This window comes from Desulfuromonadales bacterium, assembly GCA_035620395.1.
Classification (GTDB): Bacteria; Desulfobacterota; Desulfuromonadia; order Desulfuromonadales; family DASPGW01; genus DASPGW01.
On the sequence record DASPGW010000010.1, the window covers coordinates 1 to 5,627 of the forward strand.

General features: G+C 65.0%; 6 protein-coding genes. 2 read left to right on the top strand and 4 right to left on the bottom strand.

Annotation, left to right across the window (positions count from 1 at the left end; translation table 11 throughout):
- The 4 genes from mqnC to VD811_00460 all read right to left on the bottom strand — a co-directional run.
- The coding region (mqnC, locus tag VD811_00445) for a cyclic dehypoxanthinyl futalosine synthase (GenBank protein ID HXV19439.1) at positions 1–1,057 on the bottom strand (1,057 nt) is incomplete at its 3' end.
- 113 nt (positions 1,058–1,170) lie between these two features.
- Positions 1,171–2,250, bottom strand: a complete 1,080-nt coding sequence (gene mqnE / locus VD811_00450) for an aminofutalosine synthase MqnE (protein HXV19440.1) — start codon at positions 2,248–2,250, stop codon at positions 1,171–1,173.
- A 140-nt stretch (positions 2,251–2,390) separates the two neighbouring features.
- On the bottom strand, positions 2,391–2,996 hold the full coding sequence (locus VD811_00455) for a flavin prenyltransferase UbiX (protein HXV19441.1): 606 nt from the start codon (positions 2,994–2,996) through the stop codon (positions 2,391–2,393).
- Positions 2,997–3,069: 73 nt separating this feature from the next.
- Complete coding sequence (locus VD811_00460) at positions 3,070–3,942, bottom strand: UbiA-like polyprenyltransferase (protein HXV19442.1); 873 nt, start codon at positions 3,940–3,942, stop codon at positions 3,070–3,072.
- A 210-nt stretch (positions 3,943–4,152) separates the two neighbouring features.
- On the opposite strand from VD811_00460, the gene VD811_00465 reads away from it, so the two are divergent.
- Both VD811_00465 and VD811_00470 read left to right on the top strand, forming a co-directional pair.
- On the top strand, positions 4,153–4,989 hold the full coding sequence (locus VD811_00465; GenBank protein ID HXV19443.1) for a protein-glutamate O-methyltransferase CheR: 837 nt from the start codon (positions 4,153–4,155) through the stop codon (positions 4,987–4,989).
- A gap of 37 nt (positions 4,990–5,026) precedes the next feature.
- Positions 5,027–5,627: protein-L-isoaspartate(D-aspartate) O-methyltransferase (locus tag VD811_00470; protein HXV19444.1), on the top strand; the 601-nt coding region annotated here is incomplete at its 3' end.

Genomic DNA, 5,627 nt, shown 5'->3' on the forward strand with positions numbered 1-5,627 from the left:
GTTCCAGTATTTCGTACAGCGTATTCCGCTTGGCCGGGATGAAGCCGGCGCCGCGGGCAAGCTCGATGATCTCCTCGATCGACAGGCGGAAAGAACAGCCGGCGGCCGCCACCACGTTCTCCTCGAGCATCGTGCCACCGAGGTCGTTGGCGCCGAAGAAGAGGGCCACCTGCGCCATCATCGCCCCCTGGGTGACCCAGCTCGCCTGGATGTTTTCGACGTTGTCGAGGACGATGCGCGAGAGGGCGAGGACCTTGAGGTATTCAACGCCGCTCGCCGTCTCGCCGCCGAGTTCGGTGTTGGCGGGCTGAAAGGTCCAGGGGATGAAGGCGGTGAAACCGTCGGTCCGCGCCTGGATCTCGCGCACCCGAAAGAGATGCTCGACGATGTCCTCAGGCTTCTCCCGGCTGCCGAACATCATGGTGGCTGTGGTGCGCATCCCCAGGGCGTGCGCCTCCTCCATCACCGCCGCCCAGTCGCGCCAGCCGATCTTGTTGGGGGAGATCTCTTTCCTGACCTCGTCGACCAGCAGCTCGGCGCCGCCGCCGGGGACCGAGGCGAGCCCCGCCGCCTGCAGCCGGCGCAGGCACTCGGGCATGGCGAGCCCGGAGAGACTGGCAATGTGGATCACCTCGGCCGGCGACAACGAATGAATCTGCACCGCCGGGAAGCTTTTCCTGATTTGCCGGAATATCTCCTCGAACCACTCGATCTTCAGGTCGGGGTGCAGCCCCCCCTGCATCAGCAGTTGGGTGCCGCCATGCTCGACCAGCTCGGCCACCTTGCGCAGAATCGTCTCGTAAGGCAGGACATAGGCATCAACCGCCTCCGCCGGCCGGTAGAAGGCGCAGAATTTACACTGGGACTGGCAGACATTGGTGTAGTTGACGTTGCGGTCAACGACGAAAGTCACCCGGCCGTGCGGGTGCATCCGGCGCCGGATGCCGTCAGCGAGCTTGCCGACGGCGAGCAGGTCGGCCTCGGTCAGCAGCCAGAGAGCCTCCTCCCGATAAAGCGGGACGCCGGCGGCGATTTTGTGGCGGATCTTATTCATCATAAAACCAAAATTCTTTTGCCACAGAGATCACGGAAAAGACCAACGATAAAGGCGTTGATGTTTAATGCCATACAAGGCTCCGTTTTTCTCTGTGTCCTCTGTGAACTCTGTGGCTAATAGGTTCTCAACGCGTTGTACAGCGTATCCCGCTCCACCGGCACCCTGCCCGCCTTGCGGATGAGGCCGACGATCTGCTCCTTGGCCAGCGCCTGCGGCGAGTCGGCGCCGGCGTCGTGGCCGATCTTTTCCTCGACCACCGTGCCGTCGAGGTCGTTGACCCCGAAGGCGAGGGCCACCTGGGCAATCTTGAGTCCGAGCATCACCCAGTAGGCCTTGACGTGCCGGAAATTGTCGAGATAGAGGCGGCTGATGGCCAGGGTCTTGAGGGCATCGACCCCGCCGACCCCCTTGGCGCCGGGAACCCGCGTGTTGTCGGGCTGGAAGGCGAGAGGGATGAAGGCCTGGAAGCCGCCGGTGCGATCCTGCAGCGCCCGCAGCTTCGCGAGGTGATCGACCCGGTCGGCGTACTCCTCGACGTGGCCGAAGAGCATGGTGGCGTTGGTCTTGAGGCCCGCCCGGTGGACCGTCTCGGTCACCTCCAGCCAGCGTTCGCCGGAGATCTTCTCCGGACAGATCTTGGCCCGCACCCGCTCTCCCAGTATCTCCGCCCCGCCGCCGGGCATCGAGCCGAGTCCCGCCTCCTTGAGCTCGGCGATCACCTGCTCGACGCGCTGACCGGTAATCCTGGCGAAGTAGTCGATCTCAACGGCGGTGAAGGCCTTGATGTGCAACTGCGGGTTGTCGGCCCGGATGGCGGCAAGCATCTCCAGGTAGAAGTCGAAGGGAAGATCGGGGTGCAGCCCCCCGACCATGTGGATCTCCGTCGCCCCGCAGGCAGCAGCCTCGGCGCACTTTTCGAGGATGTCGTTGAGCGCCAGGGTGTAGCATCCATCGTCATCCACCCCCTTGCTGAAGGCGCAGAAGGTGCAGCGGTTGACGCAGAGGTTGGTGTAGTTGATGTGGCGGTTGACGTTGAAGAAGACCCGCTGGCCGTTCTTCTTACGGTTGGCCAGGGCGGCCAGCTCGCCAATCGCCAGCAGGTCGTCGGCGGCGAAGAGTTCCAGCGCCTCGGCGTCGGAGACGCGGGCGCCGTTTTCGATCTTGGTTCGGATGTTTTCAAATAGTCTGGTCATGAATATTCTTGCCTCACGCCCACTCGCTGCGCTCGCTCAAGGCGCAAAGTCGCTCCGAAGACCCCGATGCTCTTGCACTTCTTTGCGTTCTTTGCGGCTTTGCGCGAAAAAATCCTTTCTGGGTTCATGCTGTTGATTGTTCATCCCTTCTCCTCACCCCAGCGCTGGAAGAGCCTGTGCTTGACCCCGAGGCTGTCGAGGATCTTGCCAACGACAAAATCGACCAGTGCTTCGACCGTCTTCGGCCGGTGGTAGAAGGCCGGCATCGCCGGCAGGATGTGGGCGCCGGCGCGGGCCAGGGTGAGCAGGTTCTCCAGATGAATCTGGTTGAGCGGCGTCTCCCGGGGGACGAGGATCAGGTTGCGCCGTTCCTTGAGGACCACGTCGGCAGCCCGCTCGACGAGGTTCTCGCTCATGCCGGCGGCGATGCGCCCCGCCGTCCCCAGCGAGCAGGGGGCGATCACCATGGCGTCGGGAGCGGAGGAGCCGCTGGCGATGGGGGCGAAGAGATCCCTCTCGTCGTAGTGCTCCAGGCGCTTGCTGCCGCCGAAGTAGTCGCGCATCAGCTGCTTGCACGCCGAGGGCGGGCCCTCCCATTCGAGTCCCGTCTCGTAGCGCAGCACGTCGAGCCCCGACCTGGTCAGCAGCAGGGCCACCCGGCACTCCGCCTTGAGCAACTCCTCGGTCAGGCGCAGGCCGTAGATCGATCCGGAGGCCCCGGTGATGGCGACGACGATCTGTTTCATGGAAATGGTCCTTTGTAGGAGCGGCGCTTGCTCCGCCCCCTTGGGCGCGGCAAGCAGCGCCCCTACCTGTTGATTACACCAGCGCGTCGACCAGCGTGAAGAGGAAGATGGTCACGCTGATCCAGCCGTTCATGTTGAAAAAGGCGGCGTCGAGCCTCGAAAGGTCGTCGGGCTTGACCAGCCGGTGCTCGTAGGCGATCAGTCCACAGACTACAAAAAGCCCCAGGTAGTAGATCCAGCCCAGGGGCACGCCGAGGGGCAGCAGCGCCAGCAGCGCCACCATCACCCCGTGGAAAACCTTGCCGACCAGAATGGCGTTCTTGACGCCGAGCCGCGCCGGGATCGAGTGCAGGCCCTTCTCCCGGTCGTAGTCGACGTCTTGCAGGGCATAGAAGATGTCGAATCCGGCCACCCAGAAGAGGACTGCCAGCCCCAGCGCCACCACCGGCCACTGGAGATCGCCGCGCAGGGCAATCCAGGCTCCGATCGGCGCTCCTGCCAGGCAGACGCCGAGGACCAGGTGCGCCAGGGAGGTGAAGCGCTTGCACAAGGCATAGAGGACAAACAGGCCGAGAGCGACGGGTGCCAGGAAGAAACAGAGAGGGTTGAGCATCCAGGCCGCCCACAGCAGCAGAGCGGTCGAAACGCCGACGAACAGCCACGCCTCGACCCGCGAGACCTTGCCGGCCGGGATGTGGCGGGAAGCGGTGCGGGGGTTCCCGGCGTCGATTTTCGCATCGATGATGCGATTGAGCCCCATCGCCGCGCTGCGGGCGCCGACCATGGCGACGCAAATCCAGAAAAGCTGGCCGACGCTCGGCGGCGCACCGCTGGCCAGCGACGCCAGGGTCGCCCCCATCAGGGCGAAGGGGAAGGCGAAGACGGTGTGGGAGAACTTGATCATCTCCAGCAGGCTGCGGGTCTTGTCGAAAAAAGCGGTGGTCATGAGTTCCTCAAGGCGGCGGTCCAAGCCAGAACCATAAAGACGATACTTTACACCGGTGCCCGCGGGCGTTCAAGGCCTTTCGCCCTTCGCGGCATCGCCCGTCGGCGGAGCCACGCGGAAAAGCTGGTATAATGCGGCTACGATCGGGTTGCCCGCACAAAGAGACGACACGATTATTTCCCCTGGCCTCGAAAGCACCGCGTGACCGGGATGACCTTCGACGAGTTCCTCAAGGCGGCCTGCCCGCCCCTTGATCTGGAATGGCGCAAGTACCGGCGGCGAACCAGCCGACACCGGGTCGAGGCGCGCCTGCGGGAACTCGGCCTCGACGGCTTTGCCGGCTATCTGGAACGGCTGCGGAGCGACCCGACCGAGGCGGCCGGTCTGGCCGACCGGATGCGGGTGACCGTCAGCCGCTTTTTCCGAGAGCGGCAGCTCTGGGAGGGCCTCTTCCAGACCGTACTGCCCACCCTGCTGCGGGAGAGGTCACCGACCGATCCGCTTCGCCTCTGGAGCATCGGTTGCTGCGGCGGGGAGGAGCCTTATACCCTGGCGCTTCTGTGGCGGGAGCGTTTTGCACCGCGACCGGTGGATATCCTCGCCACCGACATCGACGCCGCCAGCCTGGAGCGGACAAGGGCGGCCGTCTACGCCGTGAGCTCGCTGCGCGAGGTGCCGGCGGTCCTGCGCCAGCGCTATTTCCGCCGACAGGACCACCGCTGGCGCCTCGATGCGGCCATCGCCGGGCAGGTCCATTTCGCCGTCCATAACCTGATGACCGATCCCCTCCCCGTCGGCCTCGACCTGATTCTCTGCCGCTACCTCGCCTTCACCTACTACCACGGCGAGCGCCGCCTCCTCGCGGCCCGCCGCCTGTGGCAGGCGCTGCGGCCGGGCGGCGCGCTGATGATCGGCCGCAAGGAGCAGCTCGGCCCGGCAGGAGCCCTCTTCACCCCCTGGCCGGAGGCGTCCGGCATCTTCCGCAAGCAGCCGGCTGACGCCGCCACCCTTCCGCTTGACCTTCGCCCCGGGCGTGATACTGGTTAAAGAGAAACAGCCCGATTGCCGAACGGAGAAGCGACGCATGCTCTTTGCCACCAGCCGTCAGGCCAGAATTCAGGAGATGCTGCGCACCATCGAAGCCGAGTGCGCCCTGACCGCCGGCTACACCGGCCTCCGCGCCATCCGCCCGGAAGTCATGGCGGCGATGGCGAAGGTGCCGCGGGATGAGTTCGTGCCGCCCGATATCCGGGCGCACGCCTTTGCCAACAACGCCCTGCCGATCGGCGATGGGCAAACGATATCGCAGCCGTTCATCGTCGCCCTGATGACCGACCTGCTCAATCCCGAAAAGGATGCTGTGATCCTCGAGGTTGGCACCGGCTCGGGCTACCAGGCGGCGGTGCTTGCCGAACTGGTCCGCCAGGTCTACAGCCTGGAGATTATCCCTGAGCTGGCGGCACAGGCGGCCGGGCGCCTGCACCGCCTCGGCTACGGCAATATCGAGGTTCGCAAAGCGGATGGCCACCAAGGATGGCGGGAGCATGCCCCCTTCGACGGCATCATCGTCACCGCCGCCGCTACCCACGTCCCGCCGCCGCTCACGGAGCAGTTGCGGCCCGGCGGTCGACTGGTGATCCCCGTCGGGCTGCCGTACATGCACCAGGAGTTGCTGCTGATTGAAA

Excerpts from the sequence above, each read along its gene's own strand:
- mqnE (HXV19440.1), bottom strand. The coding sequence starts at position 2,250 with ATGACCAGACTATTTGAAAACATCCGAACCAAGATCGAAAACGGCGCC.
- VD811_00455 (HXV19441.1), bottom strand. The coding sequence starts at position 2,996 with ATGAAACAGATCGTCGTCGCCATCACCGGGGCCTCCGGATCGATCTAC.
- VD811_00460 (HXV19442.1), bottom strand. The coding sequence starts at position 3,942 with ATGACCACCGCTTTTTTCGACAAGACCCGCAGCCTGCTGGAGATGATC.
- VD811_00465 (HXV19443.1), top strand. The coding sequence starts at position 4,153 with ATGACCTTCGACGAGTTCCTCAAGGCGGCCTGCCCGCCCCTTGATCTG.